This is a genomic window from Demequina sp. NBRC 110051 (genome assembly GCF_002090055.1).
Lineage (GTDB): Bacteria > Actinomycetota > Actinomycetes > Actinomycetales > Demequinaceae > Demequina.
Map to the genome: position 1 here is coordinate 1 of NZ_BBRH01000023.1, position 17,207 is coordinate 17,207.

Consider the following 17,207-nt stretch of genomic DNA (forward strand, 5'->3'; position numbering starts at 1 on the left):
TAATCAGTTTGGAAGACTGAGGCTCTACCATTGAGCTACACCCGCACTACCGGCGAACCGGCGCACCTAGAGTAGCCGAGTGCGGGGGCTTCGCGGTAACCGGCACTCTTCGTGATCCTGTCTCAAGCCCACGCGAGCGCGATTGCGAGCGTGATGAGCGCCAGCAGCGGTAGCGTCCCCTGCGTGGCCGCGGCCCGCGCATACGAAAGGTCTTTCGTGACCAAGACGATTGCCGCCGCGAGCATCGACCCCGCGCCCGCGACGACGAGCAGCCATCCCGACGACGCTGCGTCGGTGGCAAGCATGACCACGCCGACGATCGTCATGATGGCCAGGAACAGGTTGTAGAAGCCCTGGTTGTAGGCCATGGCTTTGGTTGTTGCGGCCTCGGTCTCGGACGTGCCGAAGGTGGCCCGCACCCGCGGTGTCTCCCACGCGAATGCCTCCATCCAGAAGATGTAGACGTGGAGGGCGGCGGCGAGCGCCGCAAGAACGAGTGCGAGAGTCAGCATGAGGCGAGCGTAGCGCCGCGCGTACTAGAGTAGGCAGGCCCGCACGGGCACCGGGGTGTAGCGCAGCTTGGTAGCGCATCTGCTTTGGGAGCAGAGGGTCGCAGGTTCAAATCCTGTCACCCCGACGGTGTGTGATGTGTCGGGACATCGTTGACGGATGTCGTGGGGCATCGTTGACAGAGGCTCTCCCCTTGGGGAGGGCCTCTTGTCGTTTCTTGAGGTGGTAGTCGCGGGTGTCGACGATGTCGTTCCGGCGGTGGACTCTTAACGTCTTCTATGCGGGCCCCGGGAGCGGTGGTCCTTGGTGCAGGTCGAGCATCGCGCGGTCGGCACGGCAGTATGGCTCCATGACTGAGAACTCCAGGCAGCGGCGCCGGGGCCGGTCCGCGCCGACCATCTACGACGTCGCGGAGCGCGCAGGCGTGAACCCTTCGACCGTGTCGCGCGCGCTCAACCAGCCCGGTCGCGTGTCGGCTGCGACCGAGGCACGCATCCGCGAGGTCGCGCGCGAACTGAACTTCCACATCAATCCGATGGCGCGCTCGCTGCCCACAGGCCGGCGAGGCACGATCGCGCTGGTCGTGGCGGACATCACCAACCCTGTGGTCTTCGGCATCGTGCGTGGCGCCGAGCGGGCCGCGGCGGAGGTCGGCTACACGCTGATTTTCGCGGAGTCCCAGGAATCGGGCGACGTCGAGGCAGCGGCGATCGAGCGCCTCGCCCCCGCGAGCGATGGGATGGTGCTCGCGACGACCCGACTGTCCGACGAGGCGATTCGTGCGGTGGCCGCATCGACGCCGATCATCATGATCAACCGCGAGATCGATGGGTTGCCGTCCGTCGCAGCGGACGTGGAGCCCGGTATCGCTGAGCTGATCGCGCATCTGGCAGGCCTCGGACACCGCTCGATCGCCTTTGTGTCCGGCCCGGTCACCTCGTGGACGAGCAGCAGGCGTTGGGAGGCGCTCATGCGGGAGGCGGTGGCGGCGGGGCTCAAGATCGTCGAGATCGGGCCGAACGTGCCGACGGTCGACGGTGGCCACGCGGCGTTCGGCCGCGTATCCGCCTCGGGGGTGACCGCGGCGGTGTGCTTCAACGACCTGGTGGCGATCGGTCTCGTCAAGGCGGCGTATGAGAACGGGGTCTCGGTGCCGGGCGGTCTCTCTGTCTCCGGCTTCGACGACATCTTCGGCTCGGCGCTCATGGTGCCCGCGCTCACCACCGTGGGGGCGGACATGGATGAGGCGGGGGCGAGGGCGGTTCGCAGGCTACTCGCCGACGCCGGCGTCGTTCCCGCTCCCCACGAGGGCGACCGGTTGCCAACGACGCTCGTCGTGCGTGACTCTACTGGGGAGGCGCGGCGCGACGTCGACTGAGTCGCATTGAGGAACGCTCCTGGCAACCGGTTGACAAGCGGTGGATGGTGGTGCCACCATGTCCGCATGGCAACGATGCTGAAGACCGCGGCGGGCGCTCTGCTCCCCGTGGACCCCGAGACCCGGGCGCTTGCGCAGGACCTCTACGAGTCCGTCGCCCACGCACCGGTGATCTCGCCTCATGGACATGTCCCTGCCGCCTGGCTCGCGCGCAACGAAGCGTTCAAGGATCCGGCCGATCTTCTGGTGGTCCACGACCACTACGTGACCCGGCTGCTCCACGCCAACGGCATCAAGCTCGAAGCGCTCGGCCAGGGCGGTGGCCCGGCCGACCCTCGCGAGGTGTGGCGAACCCTTGCCTCGCACTGGCACCTCTTCGCAGGCACGGCGTCCGGGTACTGGATGAACGAGACGCTTCGCACCGTGTTCGGGATCGAGCGCCCGGTCTCGGCCGAGTCGGCGGACGAGTCGTACGACACGATCGCGGCTGCGCTCGCCACCCCCGAGTTCCTACCGCGGGCGCTCCTGGCCCGCTTCGGCATCGCGTTCCTCGCGACGACCGACGACCCATGCGACGACCTTGCGGATCACCGGATTATCGCCGCCGCGAGCGACGTCTCCGCCTGCGTCGTGCCGACGTACCGACCCGACAAGTACCTCGAGCCGGCGCGAGCGGAGTTCCCCTCGCATGTGCGCCGCCTGCTGGAGACGGCGGGAGTGTCCGACGAGACCTACGTCGGCTACGTCGAGGCGCACCGCCGCCGCCGCGTCCACTTCGCCGCGCACGGCGCGACCGCGACCGACCACGGAGTCGATGTTCCCGTCACGGCGGACCTCTCCGAGGCCCGCGCTGAGGAGCTGTTCGCCCAGGCGATGCGCGGCGAGATCGACGCGGCCGACGCCGTGCAGCTCCGCGGACACATGCTCACCACGATGGCGGAGCTGAGCGTCGAAGACGGCCTCGTGATGATGCTCCACCCGGGCGTGCGCCGCAATCACCACACGGCGACGTTCGAGCGCTTCGGACCGGACACGGGGCACGACATCCCGATCCGCACCGAGTACACCGACAACCTGCGGCCCCTGCTCCAGCGCTTCGGCACCGCCGAAGGCTTCCACCTGGTGCTCTTCACGGTGGACGAGACGGTGTTCTCGCGCGAGATCGCGCCGCTCGCGGGCTTTTACCCGGCGGTCTACGCGGGCGCTCCTTGGTGGTTCCTCGACGCACCCGATGCGATCGACCGCTACCGGGGCGCCGTCACCGAGACCGCGGGCTTCTATAAGACCGCAGGCTTTATCGACGACACCCGCGCCTACCTGTCCATCCCCGTGCGCCACGACACGGCGCGACGCCGCGACGCCGCGTTCATCGCGCGCCTCGTGTCGGAGGGTCGCCTCGATCGCGAGACGGCGATGCGGGTCATCGCGGACGTCACCACCGCCGTGCCGACCAAGGTATGGAAGTTGTGAGCGGCCTGCGTGACCTGTCGAGGTCGCAGCTCGGAGCCCGGCGTGCACCGGTGCGGATCATCCACCTGGGGCTCGGCAACTTCCACCGTGCTCATCAGGCCTGGTACACCGCGCATGCGGCCGATGCGGCAGAGTGGGGGATTGCGGCCTTCACGGGGCGTACTCCCACCATGGCGAGACTGCTCGACGCCCAGGACAGCCTGTACACGCTCGTCGTCCGCGGGCCCGAGGGAGACTCGGTCGAGCTGATGTCCCCGATCTCGCGGGCCCATGGGGGAGAACTCCTGAACGTGCTGCGCGACTACGCGGCGCGGCCCGAGGTCGCGATCATCACGCTCACCGTAACCGAGGCCGCCTACCTGCTCGACGGCTCCGGGTCGCCTCGCTGGGCAGCCCCCCAGGTCGCTGCCGACATCGAGGCCGCGGTCGCGGGGCAGCCCGTCTCCACGCCGGTGGGACGACTGCTCGTCGCGCTAGAGGCGCGCTTCCGCGCGGGCGGCGGCCCCATCGCGGTCGTACCGTGCGACAACGTTCCGGACAACGGCGCGTGGCTCAGGGCAGGAACGCGTGCGTGGGCCGAGCGGATCGATCCCGAGCTCGCCGCCTGGGTGGCCGACAAGGTCGCGTTCGTCTCCACCTCGGTGGACCGGATCACGCCGCGGGCCGGGGCCGAGGTCTCGGAGTCCGTGCACGCGGCCGGCTGGAACGATCATGCCCCCGTCGTCACGGAGCCCTATTCGGCCTGGGTACTCCAGGGGGAATTCCCCGCAGGGCGTCCTCGCTGGGAGGCCGCCGGCGCGGTCTTCGTCGACGATATCGAGCCCTACGAGCGCCGCAAGCTGTGGCTGCTCAACGGTGCACACAGCCTGCTCGCCGCCGCGGGCCTGAACGCGGGCCTCACCTCGGTCTCCGAGGCGACCGGATGCACCGAGGTGTGGCAGCGGGTCGAGGCCTTCTGGGACGAGGCGGCCGCCCACCTGCCGCACGACATGGGCGTGGCCGATTACCGGATCGCCCTGCGCGAGCGCTTCGCCAACCCTCGCATCCGTCACCCGCTCTCCCAGATCGCGTCGGACGCCTCGACCAAGCTGGCCGTGCGCATCGTTCCCGTGGCTCTTGCCGAGCGCGCGGCCGGACGGCCCGCGACCGGGTGCGCCCGCGCGATCGCGGCCTGGATCGACAGCCTCGCCGTCGCATCCGATGCGCTCGATGCTCAGCAGGAGCGCATCGACGCTGCCCTCGCGTCGGCCGAGCCCGTGCGAGCCCTGCTCGCGATCGTGTCCGAGGATCTCGCGTCGGACGCCAACTTCCTCGCCGCGGTCCTCGCGGCGACCCGTACCACCACGGCCGCACCGGCCCTGTGACCGCACCACGACAGAAGGAAGTAAGGATGCTCAAGCCCCAGATCACCGCCACGCGCGAGAAGCTCAACCTGGACGGCATCTGGTCGTTCGCGCTCGAATCGACCGACGTCCCCAAGCCCTGGACCGGTGCCCTGCCAGGGAAGCTCGACGCGCCCGTCCCCGCCAGCTACAACGACCTCTTCGCAGACTCGAAGATCCGCGACCACGTCGGCTGGGTCTGGTACCAGCGCACGGCCCGCGTGCCGCGCGGCTGGGCGGGCGAGCGCATCCTGCTGCGCCTCGACTCCGCCACCCACGAGGGTGCCGTCTACGTCAACGACACCCCGGTCGCGAGCCACGAGGGCGGATACCTCCCGTTCGAGGCCGACATCACCGACGTCGTGTCTGCGGGCGAGGAGTTCCGGCTCACAGTGGGCGTCAACAACATGCTGACGGCCTCCACGATCCCCCCGGGCACCGTGAAGACGCTGTCCGACGGTCGCAAGCAGCAAAGCTACATGCACGACTTCTATAACTTTGCGGGACTGCATCGGTCCGTGTGGCTGTACTCGGTCCCAGCGACGCACGTGGACGACGTCACGGTCATCACGCGACTCGACGGCACCACCGGACTCGTGGACTACAACGTCTCGCTCACGGGCGACGCTGAGGTGAAGGTCTCCCTGGTCGACGAGGCGGGCACGACCGTCGCGACGGGTGAGGGTGCGAGTGGCACGCTCGAGGTGACGGACGCTCACCTGTGGCAGCCCGGAGCGGCGTACCTGTACTCGCTCAAGGTCGAGGCCGTCTCCGACGACGCGCTCGTGGACGAGTACCGCGTGAACGTCGGCATCCGCACCGTCGAAGTCAAGGGCAATCAGTTCCTCATCAATGGCGAGCCGTTCTACTTCACCGGCTTCGGCAAGCACGAGGACATCGCCGTCATCGGCAAGGGTCACAACGACGCTTACCTGGTGCACGACTTCCAGCTCATCGACTGGATCGGCGCCAACTCGTTCCGCACCTCGCACTACCCGTACGCCGAGGAGGTCATGGACTACGCGGACCGCCACGGCATCGTCATCATCGACGAGACTTCGGCGGTCGGGCTCAACTCGAAGATCTCCGGCGGCATCGCCGACTTCGCCTCCATGATGTCCGGCGGGGCCGAGGGAGAGGAGGGCTTCGGCGAGGCGATGGCCACCGCGCATAAGCGCGAGATCCGGGAGCTGATCGCCCGGGACAAGAACCACCCCTCGGTCGTGATGTGGTCCATCGCAAACGAGCCCGACACGATGGCCGAGATCTCGGAGGCCTACTTCGAGGAGATGTTCGCGTACGCGAGGACCCTCGACTCGACCCGGCCGTACACGTTCGTCAACGTCATGATGGCCCCGCCGAACGTCTGCAAGGCGTCCAAGTTCGCCGATGTCTTGTGCCTCAACCGCTACTACGGCTGGTACCTGATGGGCGGCGACCTCGCGAGCGCGGAGCAGGGTCTCGAGGCCGAGCTGCGCGCCTGGGAGCAGATGTACGGCAAGCCCATGATTATGACCGAGTACGGCGCCGACACCGTCGCCGGCTACCACTCCATCTGGGACCAGCCGTGGACCGAGGAGTACCAGACGAACATGCTCGAGATGTACCACCGCGTCTTCGACCGCATCGAGTCGTTCGCGGGCGAGCAGGTGTGGAACTTCGCCGACTTCCAGACCTCCTCCGGATTCTTCCGTGTAGACGGCAACAAAAAGGGCGTGTTCACCCGCGACCGCAAGCCCAAGGCTGTCGCGCACTCGCTTCGCAGCCGCTGGACCGCCATTCGAGACAACAAGGACAACGCATGATCATCGACAAGGCTGAGGTCATCGTCACCAGCCCAGATCGCAACTTCGTCACGCTGCGCCTCACGACGGACGACGGGGTGGTCGGCATCGGCGACGCGACCCTCAACGGTCGCGAGCTCGCCGTCGTGGCGTACCTCAAGGAGCACGTCGCCCCGCTGCTGCTCGGCGCCGACGCCTCGCGCATCGAAGACATGTGGCAGTTCCTCTACCGCGGCGCCTACTGGCGTCGCGGACCGGTGACCATGGCGGCCATCGCGGCCGTCGACATGGCACTGTGGGATATCAAGGGAAAGGCCGCCGGTATGCCGGTGTACCAGTTGCTCGGAGGAGCGAGCCGTGACGGACTCATGGCCTATGGCCACGCATCCGGCAAGGAGCTGCCCGAGATCTTCGACTCGATCCGCGCGCACCAAGAGAAGGGCTTCAAGTCCATCCGCGTGCAGACGGGCGTGCCCGGGCTCAAGGCCATCTACGGCATCGCCTCGCAGGCGGCCGACACCGGGGACGCGTCGGTGCGCTACGACCACGAGCCCGCCCGCCGCGGAGCCAAGCCCACCCAGGAGGACTGGGATACCCGGGCTTACCTGCGGCACATCCCGACCGTGTTCGAGGCCGTCCGCAACGAGTTCGGCCCCGAGCTGCCGCTGCTTCACGACGGCCACCACCGCATGACGCCGCTACAGGCCGCCAAGCTCGCCACGTCGCTCGAGCCGTACGACCTGTTCTGGCTCGAGGACTGCACGCCAGCGGAGAACCAGGAGGCCCTGCGCCTGGTGCGCCAGCACTCGACGACGCCACTGGCGATCGGCGAGATCTTCAACACGGTGTGGGACTACAAGCAGATCATCCAGGAGCAGCTCATCGACTACGTGCGCTCCGCTGTGACCCACACCGGCGGCATCAGCCACATGAAGAAGCTCATGGACTTCGCCGCGCTCTACCAGATCAAGTCCGGGTTCCACGGCCCCACGGACGTCTCGCCCGTCGGCATGGCCGCCGCGATGCATCTGGGGCTCGCGATCCACAACTTCGGCATCCAGGAGTACATGCAGCACGGCGAGCGTACCAACCAGGTGTTCCGCCAGACCTTCACGTGGGGCGACGGCTACCTGCATCCTGGCGACGAGCCGGGTCTCGGCGTCACGCTCGACGTGGACGAGGCAGGCAAGTACCCGTACGAGCAGGCCTACCTGCCGTTCAACCGTCTCGCCGACGGTACCGTCCACGACTGGTAGGAGGGACGATGGCCGCGCGACAGATAGTCGTCATGGGCGTCTCCGCCTGTGGGAAGTCGACGGTCGGCGCGCTCCTCGCGGAGCACTTGGCCGTCGCCTTCCAGGACGGCGACGACCTGCACCCCGAGGCCAGCAAGACGAAGATGTCGGCGGGCATCCCGCTGACCGACGACGACCGCTGGCCGTGGCTCGCGAGGGTGGGAGAGTCGCTCGCGGCATCCGACTCGCTCGTGATCGCCTGCTCGGCGCTCAAGCGGTCCTACCGAGACGCGATCCGGGCGGCCGCGCCCGACGCGTTCTTCGTCCACCTGGCCGGGTCGTCCGAGGTCCTGGCGGAGCGCGCCGCGAGCCGTGAGGGGCACTTCATGCCCGCGAGCCTGCTCGACAGTCAGCTCACGACCCTCGAGCCGCTCGATGCCGACGAGCGCGGTGTGGTGCTCGACATCGCGCAGCCGGTGGCGATCTTGGTCGCGGATGCGGTCGAGGCAGTGCACGACAAAGAAGTGCGTTCAGGTCGCGCAGTTGCGGCCCATGTAGCGACGATTGATCGAGGAGAACCTCATGAATGACGCCGTCACCGAGACCCCCGCCCACCCGTGGATGGACGGAAAACTGACACCCCGAGAGCGCGCTGTCGCGCTCGTGGAGGCCATGACGCTCGAGCAAAAAATCGGCCAGCTCCACGGCGCCATGGGCGCCATCGACATCTCCGCCTTCGCTGAGGCCGCCGAGACGATGACCGAGGAGCAGATGGAGGAGTTCGCCGCCACCATCCGCATCGACCGGCACGTCAAGGGTGACGAGGACCTCGACATCCCCCGTCTGCGCGTCACCAATGGGCCTGTCGGCGTCGGCATGGGCGACGGTACTCCCAGCCCGCCCGCCACCGCCTTGCCGATGACCATCGGCGTCGCGGCGTCGTTCGACCCCGACCTCGCGACGGCGTACGGCGACATCATCGGCAAGGAGAGCGCCCACCTGGGTCAGCACGTTCTCGAAGGGCCGGGCCTGTGTTTGCACCGTCTGCCCAACGGCGGTCGCAACTTCGAGTATTTCTCGGAGGACCCGTACCTCACCGGCGTCATGGGAACCCAGGTCATCAAGGCGATCCAGTCCCACGACGTCATCGCCATGGCGAAGCACTACGTCGTCAACGACCAGGAAATCGAGCGCATGCGTGCCAACGTCGAGGTCGACGAGCACGTGCTGCGCGAGATGTACCTCCTGCCGTTTGAGATGGCATGCAAGGACGGCGACGTCGCCTCGATCATGAGTGCTTATAACCGTGTCCGCGGCACCTACGCGTCCGAGAACCGCTACCTGCTCCACACCGTCCTGCGTGAGGACTGGGGCTGGGACGGCTACGTCCAGTCTGACTTCTGGGCCCTCCACTCCGCAGCACCGTCGCTCCACGCGGGCCTGGACCTTGAAATGCCCGACAGCAAGTGGTTCAACGAGGAGACCCTCAAGGCCGCGCTCACGGACCACACGCTGGAGATGGCGACCATCGACCGCGCGCTCGCGCGCCGCTTCACGCAGATGTTCCGCTTCGACCAGTTCGGCAAGCCCTACGCTCCCACGGAGATCCCCGTGGCCGAGCACGGCGAGGTCAGCCGTCGCATCGGCGCCGACATGGCGGTACTGCTCAGGAACGACGAGCAGCGGCTGCCGCTTCCCGTCGAGGCAGGCAAAGTCCTCATCGTCGGCATGGACAAGTTCGCAGGCAAGGCGTGCCAGGGTGGCGGCGGCTCCTCGCGAGTCGTCCCGCTGTACACCGTGGACCCGCTGCCCGGCACCGAGGATGTGCTCGCCGAGTTGGGGTCGTCCGCGACGGTGGAACTCCTCGTGGTCGAGCGCGACCTGTCGAACCTCGAGGAGGCACAGGCCGCAGCGGCGGCCGCCGACACCGTGCTGATCATGGCGGGTTCGATCGCAACCGAAGGGGCGGACACCCCCACACCTGAAATGCCATTCGACCAGGACGCAATGGTCTCCGCGCTACTGGGTGCCAACGCGAACACTGTCGTGATCCTGAAGAACAGCTCCCCCGTCATGCTGCCCTGGATTGACCAGGCGCCCACCGTCATCGAGGTGTGGAATCAGGGCGCCGAGGACGGCCACACGGTCGCGGATCTCCTGTGGGGCACGACCTCGCCGTCGGGCAAACTGCCCACCACCTACGCGGCCCGGCTCGAGGACCTCATGCACCACGGCGACCCGGTCAGGTACCCCGGCACCGACGAAGGCGACGGCTACCCGACGATGCGCTACACCGAGGGCCTGCGCATGGGCTACCGCTGGTTCCAGGCCGAGGGCATCGTTCCGCTGTTCCCGTTCGGCTACGGACTGTCGTACACGTCTTTCGTCGTGTCCGATGTCGCCGTCTCGTCGAGCACATTCGACGGCTCGCCGATCACGGTGTCGGCGACCGTGACAAACACCGGATCACGCGCTGGCGCCGAGGTGGTGCAGGTGTACTTGGGTGTCCCGAGTCACGGTCAGCCGCCCAAGCGACTGGTCGGCTTCGCGAAGGTCGCGCTCGAGCCCGGCGAGTCGACGAGCGTGGAGATCGCGATCGACCCGGCCTCGACCCATCACCCGTTCTCAGTGTGGGACTACGCGACCGGCGGCTTCCAGATCAAGCCGGGCGACTACACGGTCCACGTCGGCACGTCCTCGGAGGACACTCCGCACGTTTTTGTGCTGACCGTTGCCTCCTGAGGAGCGACGCCACATGGACTGGTCGGTCCCGCACGCAGGCACCGGCCAGTCCGCCGCGTCGCCCGCGACGACGGCGCACCGCTGCGCGACGCTACCGGATCGTTGTCCGCGGCGGCGCCGTCGACTCTCGCTCGCGTAGCGTCACCGGAAGCACCAGGGGCTCGTTCGATAGCCGTGCTCCGTTGATGAGTGCGAGCAGGTTTCGCACCCCAGTCTCGCCTTGGGCTTGCAGCGGCGCGGCGATAGTCGTGAGCCCCGGGGAGACCACGTCGCTGAGTCGCACGTTGTCGAAGCCCACGACGCTCACAGCCTCGGGCACGGAGAACCCGAGTGCACCCAGCCCCTTGATAAGGCCGACTCCTAGCGCATCGTTGTATGCGATCACGGCCGTGGCGCGCTGGTCGGCGATCACTCGAGCGGCGCTGAAGCCGGTCTCCATCGTGGGGGAATCGTGCGCGGACGTGCGGCGCACATGCATGCCCAGCTCGGGTGCGATGCGCTTGAGTTCCTGCCACCGCGCGCCGTCGGCGAAACTCGCATGTGGCCCGGCGAGATAGGTGACGTCGCGATGACCGAGCGACGCGAGGTGCGTGGCCGCGAGCTCGATGCCGCGTGCGTCGTCGATGAGGACGCAGGGCGTCTCGGGCATGCGCCGATTGAGCAAGATGACGGGCCGCTGGCGCGCAATCTTCCGAATCGCTCCAGCCGGCATGCGAGAGCTTGCAAGCACGACGCCCTCGACCAGGTCGAGGGCTCTTTCAAGCACGACCTGCTCCACCTCGCCCTGCTCGGAACCGTGGGTTAAAACAAGTGAGTATCCCGCCTTGAGCGCCGCCTCGTGAGCGCCGTGGATGATCCGCGAATAGAACGGATTGGTGACGTCGGAGACGACCAGCGAGATGGCATGGGTACGCTTGCGACGACCGGTGTCCGTCCGCGGGACCTGGTGATAGCCGAGTTCCTCGGCGGCCCGGAAGATCGCCTGAGCCGTGTACGCGTTGACCCGACCTGGCTGAGAGAGCGCGCGAGAAACCGTCGACGGCGCGACCTCGGCGAGAGCGGCGACGTCCTTGATCGTAGGGCGACGTTGCACGTGAGTGATGCTAGCCCGGTGCCACTCGATTGGGAATTGGGTGGCAAATTCTGGCAACTCTTTGGGCGCGTGACATGCTCGCGCCCATAGTTGCTCCCATACCTGGCAACGCCGCCAGGTACTTCTCAACGATGCGAAGTAGGAAACCATGACAAGCGCAGCATCTGTCGTGAACAAGGGAGCTCACGGCTCGACGAAGAAGGCCAAGCCGTTCGGCTGGTCCGACCGGATCGGCTACATGTTCGGCGACTTCGGAAACGACTTCACGTTCATTCTCCAGGCCATGCTCTTCATGGCCTTCTACACGAAGGTCATCGGCGTCGAGGCGGCCCACGTGGGCACCTTGCTGTTGGTCGCGCGACTGATTGACGGGTTCACCGATGTCGGCGTCGGGCGCTTCCTCGATACCCGACAGCCAGGCCGGCACGGTAAGTTCCGTCCGTGGTTGTTGCGCGGGGCCATACCCGTTGCGGCCGCCTCGGCGTTGATGTACATGAACTTCGTGTCTGGCTGGGAGTCCTACGGTGCCCGGGTCGCCTGGATGTCCATCACCTACATCCTTTGGGGCTCGATCGCCTACACGCTCGTGAACATCCCCTACGGCTCGATGGCCTCGGTCATGACCACGAACCCCGACCAGCGCGCTCAGCTCTCGGTGTTTCGCTCGACCGGCGCGATGCTCGCCGCCATCGTGATCTCCGTCGCTGTGCCCATGTTCGTGAACGTCACCGACGCTGACGGCAACTCGGTGCTCTCTGGGGAGCGCATGCAGATGGTCGCGATCGCCCTGTCCATACTTGCGTTGGGGGCTTACGCGCTAGCGTTCCTGATGACACGCGAGCGCGTCGAGGAGCCTCCGGCGAAGGAGGTCGTACCCTTCCGCGAGATGATCACGTCCGTACTTAGGAGCAAGCCCCTGCGTGGCCTCGTCGTCTCAGCTCTGCTTCTGCTTGTCGGCAGTCTGCTACCGAGTGGCCTTGTCGCCTACCTGTGGCTCGATTACTTCAACCGCGGAGACTTGCAGTCGATTGCGGCGCTCGCCGGTTTTGTCCCGACGTTGCTGTTGCTGCCGCTCGTGCCATGGCTCGCCAAGAAGTTCGGCAAGCGCGAGGCCTCGGTGGTGTCGCTCATTCTCGGATCCTCGATGTACATCCTTGCGTGGGTGCTCGGGCTACAGGATCAGCCGATGGTCTTCATCGCGCTCTTCACGATCGCGAACTTCTGCATGGCAATGTTCAACTTCATGGTTTGGGCGTTCATCACCGACGTGATCGACGACCATGACGTGGAGACCGGCGACCGCGACGATGCGACGATTTACGGCATCTATTCATGGGCACGCAAGCTCGGCCAAGCGCTCGCGGGCGGACTCGGCGGCTGGGCGCTTGGCTGGGTCGGCTACCAAGCGACGACCGGCTCCGACCAAATCGTGCAGGCGCAGGAGACGCTGGACGGCATTTACATGCTGTCGACACTCGTGCCCGGCGTGCTGCTCATCCTCGTGGCGTTGTCGCTGCGTTTCCTGTACCCGCTGAGCAAGAAAGTCGTCGACGCGAATGCGGCGGTCCTCGCCGAGCGTCGTGCGGCGCAGGCTTCCATGGAGGCGTCGGAGTCGCCCAAGTGATCAATTGACGCGCTCGTGAAGGGGGTGGGGTTGCTCGTGCGGCCCCACCCCCGTTTTCGAGTCCAAGTCCGATGAGCCATGGAGGACGTTGACGGTCTCGCGCAGACCGCGCCCGCCTTCACCGACCGAAGCGGGGGTCGGACCAGAAGCCAGCAATGTGCTTGTCAGTCGGCGCTGGCCCGATCTGTTCGCCATGCGCCACGCCCTCAACAAGAGGAAACTGGAAGTGACGCGCGGGAGCGTCTCGCGCGGCGCCGAAGGAGGCCGTGATGACTGCCACACCGCACATTTTGGTCGGGGTGGTGCCCGGCCAGTCCGACACCGTCGTCACCACCGCGGCACGCTTCGCGAAGCTCCTGAACGCCCACGTGGTGTGCGCGAGCGTCGACTCGGCACGCCTCGCGATCGAGCGTCAGTTGGACGGCTCCGTCATCTCGGTGTCGATGAGTGCCGAGCTCACCGACACCCTCGTCGAGCGCTTCGATCCCGACCTCGAGAAGCACATCGGCGCGATCTTCGCCGAGGCTGGGGTCGAGTTCAGCACGCGGGCCGACGCGGGACTCGCGTCCCAGCAACTGTCACTCATTGCGGACGAGATCGACGCGGAGATGATCGTCGTCGGCACGCGCGACCCGGGCATCCGCGGCACGCTCCACGAGTTCTTCTCGGGCTCGGTCGCGGCACAGCTGTCGCACCGTCAGCACCGCCCGGTCCTCGTGGTGCCGCAGGCGCCGGTGGGCGACGACGAGGAACTGCCGTGGGAGGAGGGCGCGCAGGCCTCCTAGGCTTCGACCGACTCGGCCAGGGCGGCGCCCACCACGAGGCCCATGACCTCGGGCAGTCCCGCCGCGACCTTGCGGCCCGCCACGAGCCAGTACAGCCACCCCAGCGGCCCCATCGCACGTACGCCGTGGCGCACGCGCAGACCCTCGGGTGACGGCGCCATGTGATGCGGGAACTGCAGCGAGCCCAGCGGCAGCACGATCTCGAACAGCATCTCCTCGCACTCCTTGAGCTCCAAGAAGCGGATTTTCTGCCTGCCGCCCGAGACGAGCGTGCCGCGCGCGCCCACGGTCGGGGGCGTGGGGAAGTCGCATGCGTCCACGCCGGGGTCGTCGCTCACCCAATCGGCGGGCGTGGTCCAGCGCTTCCAGACCGCCTCGGGCGAGGCGGTGGTGACGACGGTGTGGGAGCGGCTCAGTGCCATGGGGATGTCCTTTCGTGCGGCCGATGCCGTGGCTGGGTGGCCGTCCCGGCTTACGCCGGCACCGGCTCGGGTTGGGGGAGGGCCTGGATCGCGAGGGCGCGGCGTACCTCGCGGGCCGCGCGCTCGCCGGCGCGAATGGCGCCGTCCATGAAGCCGGTCATGGTCTGTGCGGTCTCGGTGCCCGCCCAGTGGAGGGGCCCCACGGGCGTCGCGACGGCGGCGCCGACGGAGGTCCACGCGCCGGGCGCGGGCACCGCGGTGGGACCGCCCAGGATCCAGTCCTCGCGCGCCCAGCGCTGCTCGGCGTAGTCGACAGGTTCGAGGGCGTCCGGACCGAAGATCTCGGCAAACGACCCGATCGCCCGCGCGCGGCGCTCCGCGGCGGGAAGCGCGTCCCACGCGCGTGCGTCATCGCCGCCGATGAAGCCCAGCAGCACGCCGGGGTCGTCGCCCTCGGGGCTCGCGTCGAAGGTCGCGCACACGGGGCCCGAGGACGACTGCGCCTGGCCGCTCATCGGCCGCCTCAGCCCGCACCCGCTCGCGTCGCGCCAGAAGGGGCGCTCGTACACGGCATACGCCTTCGACAGGGTCCCCTGCGGCCACGCCTCGCCCAGCGACGCCCATGGGTCGGGCAGCGCGGGGGAGAACGCCATGCGCGCGCGAGACGCAGGCGGGATCGCGACGATCACGCGCGACGCGTGCACCGTGACCCCTGCGGCGGTCACGGTGACACCGTCGTCGCCCCAGGCGACCGCATGCACGGGTGACGACAGCCTTACTTGGGTGCCCATCGCATCGGCCATCCGTTCGCTGAGCGTGGCCGCACCGTGGTGGAAGTGGCGCTCCTGGAGGCCGTCGGTGGTGCCCAGTAGCGGCCACAGGCCGCCGGCCTGGCGGGCGTAGTGGAGCACGTGGAGAAAGGAGATCTCGCGCGGCTCGCAGCCCCAGGACGTGCGTGTCACGAACGCGAACAGCGTCACCAAGAGGTCGCCTCCACCGCGCGAGCGCAGCCAGTCCTCGAGGCTCAGCGCGTCCCACTCCTGGGCGCGCGCCGCGGTCCAGGGAGCGTGGCTGGGGACGGTGGCGGAGAGCCGGTCGATGGTCGCCATCACGGCGCCCAGGTGGGCCAGGCGGACGGGGCCGATGGGGAACATTGAGCCCGCGTACTCGCGGCGGCGGGCGCCCAGCACCATCGCCTGGGCGCCCGCGTCATACGTGGGAAAGGAGGTGACGCCCAGCTCGGCGGCGAGCGCGGCGACATGGTCCTGACCCGGTCCAATAAACGTGCCACCCAGGTCGACGTTGAGTCCCGCGACCGAGTGGTTCCTGGTGCGCCCGCCCACGCGATCCGTGGCCTCGAGGACTACCACGTCGAGGCCCGCGGCGATCAGCTCGCGTGCGGCGGTGAGGCCGGACAGACCCGCGCCGATGATGCAGACGTCGGTGGTCACGGTGTCAGGCATGGTGTCCTCCCTGGACGGTGGTGGGGGTGCGGTCGCGCCGGTACGAGCGGACGGTGAGCAGAGCGGCCGCGACGAGGATGGCCGGCATCACGATGGCGGCGCGCAGGCCTACGGCATCGGCGATTGCGCCGGTCGCGCCCGAGCCGATGACCACGCCCAAGTAGTTGAAGAGGTTGAGCCGGCTGACCACCTCGTCCTGGTGATCCGGCGCGAGGTCTCCCGAGGCGGAGAACGACAGCGGAGCCATGAGTCCGATCCCCAGGCCGGCCGCACCGAAGGCCGCGACCGCGATCCAGGGTGACGGCGCCGCCGCCGCGACGAACAGCGAGGCGGTGGCCGTGACGATCGCGCCGGTGAGTACGGGCGCGCGGCCAAGCCTGCCCACGAGCCGGTCGCCGGCGACGCGACTGACGAGGGAACATGCCTGGTAAGCGGCGTATCCGAGCGGCACCATGACGGCCGCTGCGGAGAGCTCCTGATCGAGGAACACTGAGCTCCAGGTGCCGATGACGGAGTCGCCGATGTACGCGACGGCGACCACTACGCCGAACACGACGATGCCGCTCCAGGGCAGCCTCGGACGCTCGCCGTCGCCGTCGTTGCCGCGCTCGGGGTCGGCCGCGAGCCGTCCACGGATGCCGGCCGCGATCGCGATGCCGGCGACGGCGGCCACGCCGTAGGCGGACTCAAAGGGTGCGGCCAACCCTGCAACGGCCGAGACCAGCAGTGCGCCCATGATCGCCGCGACCGTCTGGACCGCGTAGAGCGAGGAGATGAGCGAGCGGCCCGCGATCCGCTGGAGGGTGAGCGCCTGCATGTTGTTGCCCGCATCGGCGAGGCCCACGCCCAGTCCAAACAGCGCAAACACGGGAAAGAGCAGCACGTACGGTGCGTCGAGCATGGCGAGGCCCACCGCCGCGGCCTGGAGGATGAACGCGGGTGGGAGCAGGGCGCCCGAGCCCCAGCGCGTGGCGAGCGAGCCGGCGAGAACCGAGCCGGCGCCCGCGAAGATCACGGTGGTGAGGATGACGAGGGAGACCTCTGTCTCGCCGATGCCGGTGCGCTCCTCGATGCCGGGAAGGCTCGTGAGGATGACGGCCATCAAGAGGCCTTGGGCGAAGAATCCTGCCGCGATGGCGGCGCGGGTCGGGGAGACAGCGGGGACGGTCATGCGTACCTCTCGTGAGGTTCCGGGGGTAGTCGCCAGGTTATGGATCAACTGATCTAAATAGGTTGCGGCCGTGTAAAACCTGGATTTCGTCCGTATCCTCCGTCGGTGACCGCCCGCCTCAGTGCGGCCGGTTCGGATACCATCCTGG

General features: G+C 67.9%; 14 protein-coding genes and 1 tRNA gene. 10 read left to right on the plus strand and 5 right to left on the minus strand.

What is annotated here, in order from left to right; genetic code table 11:
* Positions 1-122: 122 nt before the first annotated feature.
* Positions 123-512 (minus strand): DUF1304 domain-containing protein, encoded by a 390-nt coding sequence (locus B7K20_RS12450; protein WP_084102853.1) that lies wholly within the window; start codon positions 510-512, stop codon positions 123-125.
* A gap of 51 nt (positions 513-563) precedes the next feature.
* Here B7K20_RS12450 and B7K20_RS12455 point away from each other — a divergent pair.
* From B7K20_RS12455 to B7K20_RS12490, 8 genes are all read left to right on the plus strand, one after another.
* Positions 564-637 (plus strand) — tRNA-Pro (locus tag B7K20_RS12455).
* Between the two features lie 222 nt (positions 638-859).
* Positions 860-1,888 carry a LacI family DNA-binding transcriptional regulator gene (locus tag B7K20_RS12460; protein ID WP_084102854.1) on the plus strand — a complete coding sequence of 343 codons (1,029 nt, stop codon included), beginning with the start codon at positions 860-862 and terminating at the stop codon, positions 1,886-1,888.
* 66 nt (positions 1,889-1,954) lie between these two features.
* Positions 1,955-3,358 carry a glucuronate isomerase gene (gene uxaC / locus B7K20_RS12465; RefSeq protein ID WP_234985834.1) on the plus strand — a complete coding sequence of 468 codons (1,404 nt, stop codon included), beginning with the start codon at positions 1,955-1,957 and terminating at the stop codon, positions 3,356-3,358.
* Positions 3,346-4,722 carry a mannitol dehydrogenase family protein gene (locus tag B7K20_RS12470; RefSeq protein ID WP_084102855.1) on the plus strand — a complete coding sequence of 459 codons (1,377 nt, stop codon included), beginning with the start codon at positions 3,346-3,348 and terminating at the stop codon, positions 4,720-4,722. Before uxaC ends, B7K20_RS12470 begins: the two co-directional genes overlap by 13 nt.
* 26 nt (positions 4,723-4,748) lie before the next feature.
* Positions 4,749-6,545 carry a beta-glucuronidase gene (gene uidA / locus B7K20_RS12475; protein ID WP_084102856.1) on the plus strand — a complete coding sequence of 599 codons (1,797 nt, stop codon included), beginning with the start codon at positions 4,749-4,751 and terminating at the stop codon, positions 6,543-6,545.
* Positions 6,542-7,780 (plus strand): D-mannonate dehydratase ManD, encoded by a 1,239-nt coding sequence (gene manD / locus B7K20_RS12480; protein ID WP_084102857.1) that lies wholly within the window; start codon positions 6,542-6,544, stop codon positions 7,778-7,780. Before uidA ends, manD begins: the two co-directional genes overlap by 4 nt.
* An 8-nt stretch (positions 7,781-7,788) precedes the next feature.
* Positions 7,789-8,349 (plus strand): gluconokinase, encoded by a 561-nt coding sequence (locus B7K20_RS12485; protein WP_084102858.1) that lies wholly within the window; start codon positions 7,789-7,791, stop codon positions 8,347-8,349.
* Positions 8,342-10,501: a glycoside hydrolase family 3 protein gene (locus B7K20_RS12490; protein ID WP_084102859.1), complete on the plus strand. Its 2,160-nt coding sequence runs from the start codon at positions 8,342-8,344 to the stop codon at positions 10,499-10,501. Before B7K20_RS12485 ends, B7K20_RS12490 begins: the two co-directional genes overlap by 8 nt.
* 91 nt (positions 10,502-10,592) lie before the next feature.
* On the opposite strand, the gene B7K20_RS12495 is transcribed toward B7K20_RS12490, so the two are convergent.
* Positions 10,593-11,594 (minus strand): LacI family DNA-binding transcriptional regulator, encoded by a 1,002-nt coding sequence (locus B7K20_RS12495; RefSeq protein WP_200809105.1) that lies wholly within the window; start codon positions 11,592-11,594, stop codon positions 10,593-10,595.
* A 148-nt stretch (positions 11,595-11,742) separates the two neighbouring features.
* Between B7K20_RS12495 and B7K20_RS12500 the strand changes: the two genes are divergently transcribed.
* Both B7K20_RS12500 and B7K20_RS12505 read left to right on the plus strand, forming a co-directional pair.
* A complete protein-coding gene (locus B7K20_RS12500; protein ID WP_084102861.1) occupies positions 11,743-13,218 on the plus strand; it encodes an MFS transporter in 1,476 nt (491 codons plus the stop codon).
* Positions 13,219-13,487: 269 nt separating this feature from the next.
* Entirely contained in the window at positions 13,488-14,003 is a 516-nt protein-coding gene (locus tag B7K20_RS12505; protein ID WP_084102862.1) for a universal stress protein, read from the plus strand.
* On the opposite strand, the gene B7K20_RS12510 is transcribed toward B7K20_RS12505, so the two are convergent.
* Genes B7K20_RS12510 through B7K20_RS12520 form a run of 3 tightly spaced genes read right to left on the minus strand, consistent with a single transcriptional unit; the run spans position 14,000 to position 17,059 of the window.
* Positions 14,000-14,425, minus strand: coding sequence for a hypothetical protein (locus B7K20_RS12510; RefSeq protein ID WP_084102863.1), 426 nt, complete (start codon positions 14,423-14,425; stop codon positions 14,000-14,002). The genes B7K20_RS12505 and B7K20_RS12510 overlap by 4 nt on opposite strands.
* Positions 14,426-14,475: 50 nt before the next feature.
* Positions 14,476-15,888, minus strand: a complete 1,413-nt coding sequence (locus B7K20_RS12515) for an FAD-dependent oxidoreductase (RefSeq protein WP_084102864.1) — start codon at positions 15,886-15,888, stop codon at positions 14,476-14,478.
* Positions 15,881-17,059 carry an MFS transporter gene (locus tag B7K20_RS12520; protein ID WP_084102865.1) on the minus strand — a complete coding sequence of 393 codons (1,179 nt, stop codon included), beginning with the start codon at positions 17,057-17,059 and terminating at the stop codon, positions 15,881-15,883. The genes B7K20_RS12515 and B7K20_RS12520 overlap by 8 nt, the downstream gene beginning before the upstream one ends.
* Positions 17,060-17,207 lie beyond the last annotated feature (148 nt).

Bases quoted from the DNA above. Each gene is read 5' to 3' on its own strand.
- B7K20_RS12450 (WP_084102853.1), bottom strand. From the start codon at position 512: ATGCTGACTCTCGCACTCGTTCTTGCGGCGCTCGCCGCCGCCCTCCAC.
- B7K20_RS12460 (WP_084102854.1), top strand. From the start codon at position 860: ATGACTGAGAACTCCAGGCAGCGGCGCCGGGGCCGGTCCGCGCCGACC.
- uxaC (WP_234985834.1), top strand. From the start codon at position 1,955: ATGGCAACGATGCTGAAGACCGCGGCGGGCGCTCTGCTCCCCGTGGAC.
- B7K20_RS12470 (WP_084102855.1), top strand. From the start codon at position 3,346: ATGGAAGTTGTGAGCGGCCTGCGTGACCTGTCGAGGTCGCAGCTCGGA.
- uidA (WP_084102856.1), top strand. From the start codon at position 4,749: ATGCTCAAGCCCCAGATCACCGCCACGCGCGAGAAGCTCAACCTGGAC.
- manD (WP_084102857.1), top strand. From the start codon at position 6,542: ATGATCATCGACAAGGCTGAGGTCATCGTCACCAGCCCAGATCGCAAC.
- B7K20_RS12485 (WP_084102858.1), top strand. From the start codon at position 7,789: ATGGCCGCGCGACAGATAGTCGTCATGGGCGTCTCCGCCTGTGGGAAG.
- B7K20_RS12490 (WP_084102859.1), top strand. From the start codon at position 8,342: ATGAATGACGCCGTCACCGAGACCCCCGCCCACCCGTGGATGGACGGA.
- B7K20_RS12500 (WP_084102861.1), top strand. From the start codon at position 11,743: ATGACAAGCGCAGCATCTGTCGTGAACAAGGGAGCTCACGGCTCGACG.
- B7K20_RS12505 (WP_084102862.1), top strand. From the start codon at position 13,488: ATGACTGCCACACCGCACATTTTGGTCGGGGTGGTGCCCGGCCAGTCC.
- B7K20_RS12510 (WP_084102863.1), bottom strand. From the start codon at position 14,425: ATGGCACTGAGCCGCTCCCACACCGTCGTCACCACCGCCTCGCCCGAG.
- B7K20_RS12515 (WP_084102864.1), bottom strand. From the start codon at position 15,888: ATGCCTGACACCGTGACCACCGACGTCTGCATCATCGGCGCGGGTCTG.
- B7K20_RS12520 (WP_084102865.1), bottom strand. From the start codon at position 17,059: ATGACCGTCCCCGCTGTCTCCCCGACCCGCGCCGCCATCGCGGCAGGA.